The following is a 3,117-nucleotide window of genomic DNA, read 5'->3' on the forward strand; positions in this document are numbered from 1 at the left end:
AGAGGCGATGAAGGACGTGGCACGCTGCGATAAGAGCCGGGGAGGCGCGAGCACCCTTTGATCCGGCTATCTCCGAATGGGGAAACCCACCTTTATGGTCACCCGACTTTGCTTTGCCTCCGGGCAGAGCGACGATCGGTTGATCAGACAAGGTATAATGACCTGAATACATAGGGTTCATTAAGCAAACCCGGGGAACTGAAACATCTCAGTACCCGGAGGAAAGGACATCAACCGAGACTCCCGTAGTAGTGGCGAGCGAACCGGGACCAGGCCAGTGCTGTCGTGACATAAAGCTGAATGTGTTGGGAAACACAGCCATAGTGGGTGATAGCCCCGTAAGCGTCAAATAGCGACAGACTCGAGTAGGGCGGGACACGTGAAATCCTGTCTGAACATGGGGGGACCACCCTCCAAGCCTAAGTACTCCTCAATGACCGATAGCGAACAAGTACCGTGAGGGAAAGGTGAAAAGCACCCCGACAAGGGGAGTGAAACAGAACCTGAAATCGGAAGCCTACAAGCAGTCGGAGCCACCGCGCGTGGTGACGGCGTACCTTTTGTATAATGGGTCAGCGACTTCATGTGCCGTGCAAGCTTAAGCCGTTAGGTGTAGGCGCAGCGAAAGCGAGTCTGAATAGGGCGAATAAGTACGTCGCATGACGACCCGAAACCAGGTGATCTATCCATGAGCAGGTTGAAGGTAAGGTAACACTTACTGGAGGACCGAACCGGTGAATGTTGAAAAATTCTCGGATGACTTGTGGATAGGGGTGAAAGGCCAATCAAACCTGGACATAGCTGGTTCTCCGCGAAAACTATTTAGGTAGTGCCTCGGACGAATTCCTTGGGGGGTAGAGCACTGAATGGATGCGGGCGGCGCGAGCTGTACCAATTCTAATCAAACTCCGAATACCCAAGAGAAATATCCGGGAGACACACGGCGGGTGCTAACGTCCGTCGTGAAAAGGGAAACAACCCTAACCATCATCTAAGGCCCCCAAGTACTGGCTAAGTGGGAAACGATGTGGGTTTGCTTTGACAACCAGGATGTTGGCTTAGAAGCAGCCATCATTTAAAGAAAGCGTAACAGCTCACTGGTCAAGCGAACCTGCGCGGAAAATGTAACGGGGCTAAAGCCAGTCGCCGAAGGTATGGGTGTGCACTCTGTGCACGCGGTAGCGGAGCGTTCCGTAAGCCGATGAAGGTGAGGCGTGAGCCTTGCTGGAGGTATCGGAAGTGAGAATGCTGACATGAGTAGCGATAAAGAGGGTGAGAGACCCTCTCGCCGAAAGCCCAAGGGTTCCTGCGTAAAGCTAATCTGCGCAGGGTTAGTCGGCCCCTAAGGCGAGGCCGAAAGGCGTAGTCGATGGGAATCAGGTGAATATTCCTGAACCAGTTGGAAGTGACGGATCTGGTAAATTGTCAGGGCTTATTGGATTGCTCCTGGCAGTGAACAGGTCCCTGGAAATAACTCCAACGGAGACCGTACCCGAAACCGACACAGGTGGGCAGGTAGAGTATACCAAGGCGCTTGAGAGAACTATGCTGAAGGAACTCGGCAAATTGCACGCGTAACTTCGGGATAAGCGTGACTCTCTTTTGGGCAACCAGATGAGAGTGGCACAAGCCAGGGGGTAGCGACTGTTTATCAAAAACACAGGGCTCTGCGAAGCCGCAAGGCGACGTATAGGGTCTGACGCCTGCCCGGTGCCTGAAGGTTAAAAGGAGGGGTGCAAGCTCTGAATTGAAGCCCAGGTAAACGGCGGCCGTAACTATAACGGTCCTAAGGTAGCGAAATTCCTTGTCGGGTAAGTTCCGACCTGCACGAATGGCGTAACGACTTCCCCACTGTCTCCAGCATAGGCTCAGCGAAATTGAATTCCCCGTGAAGATGCGGGGTTCCCGCGGTCAGACGGAAAGACCCTATGAACCTTTACTGCAGCTTCGCCTTGGCGTTAGCAGCAACATGTGTAGGATAGGTGGGAGGCTATGAAACTCGGGCGCCAGTTCGAGTGGAGCCATCCTTGAAATACCACCCTTATTGTTGCTGACGTCTAACCGCGGCCCGTTATCCGGGTCCGGGACATGGCGTGGCGGGCAGTTTGACTGGGGCGGTCGCCTCCCAAAGTGTAACGGAGGCGCGCGATGGTGGGCTCAGACCGGTCGGAAATCGGTCGTCGAGTGCAATGGCATAAGCCCGCCTGACTGCGAGACTGACAAGTCGAGCAGAGACGAAAGTCGGCCATAGTGATCCGGTGGTCCTGCGTGGAAGGGCCATCGCTCAACGAATAAAAGGTACTCTAGGGATAACAGGCTGATTTTGCCCAAGAGTCCATATCGACGGCAAAGTTTGGCACCTCGATGTCGGCTCATCACATCCTGGGGCTGGAGCAGGTCCCAAGGGTTCGGCTGTTCGCCGATTAAAGTGGTACGTGAGCTGGGTTCAGAACGTCGTGAGACAGTTTGGTCCCTATCTGCCGTGGGTGTACGAGACTTGAGAGGATCTGTCCCTAGTACGAGAGGACCGGGATGGACACACCTCTGGTGGACCTGTCATGGCGCCAGCTGTGCAGCAGGGTAGCTAAGTGTGGAATAGATAACCGCTGAAAGCATCTAAGCGGGAAACTAACCTCAAAACAAGGTCTCGCTGAGAGCCGTGGAAGACCACCACGTTGATAGGCCGGGTGTGGAAGTGCGGTGACGCATGGAGCTTACCGGTACTAATAGCTCGATAGGCTTGATCGTTCTTCAGTCAAACCCATGCAAACGCATGGCTCTACTTCAGACACTGATGTCTTCTTCACAATCTCCGGCCTCACAAGAGGCTGGATGATATCCTTTTCGCTGACCTGGTGGCTATGCCGGGGGTTCCCCACCCGATCCCATTCCGAACTCGGTCGTTAAGTCCCCCTGGGCCAATGGTACTTCGTCTCAAGGCGCGGGAGAGTAGGTCGCCGCCAGGTCCGCCAAAAGGATATAAAATCAAACAAGTCCATCAGAACCCTTCCCCACAATCACCAAACACCCTGACGCGGGGTGGAGCAGCCCGGTAGCTCGTCAGGCTCATAACCTGAAGGTCACAGGTTCAAATCCTGTCCCCGCACCCAGTGGACT

The 3,117-nt window shown here is 54.4% G+C and carries 1 tRNA gene and 2 rRNA genes (1 of these 3 running past the window's edge); all 3 read left to right on the forward strand.

Annotated features, from left to right (window positions below):
* A 23S ribosomal RNA gene (locus tag CVUC_RS18570) occupies nucleotides 1-2,748 on the forward strand (it extends 41 nt beyond the left edge of the window).
* A gap of 103 nt (nucleotides 2,749-2,851) precedes the next feature.
* Nucleotides 2,852-2,966 (forward strand): 5S ribosomal RNA (gene rrf, locus CVUC_RS18575).
* Between the two features lie 67 nt (nucleotides 2,967-3,033).
* Nucleotides 3,034-3,110, forward strand: a tRNA-Met gene (locus CVUC_RS18580).
* Nucleotides 3,111-3,117: the final 7 nt, after the last annotated feature.

The sequence above is a fragment of the Caulobacter vibrioides genome, assembly GCF_002858865.1.
In the GTDB taxonomy this organism is placed as follows: domain Bacteria; phylum Pseudomonadota; class Alphaproteobacteria; order Caulobacterales; family Caulobacteraceae; genus Caulobacter; species Caulobacter vibrioides.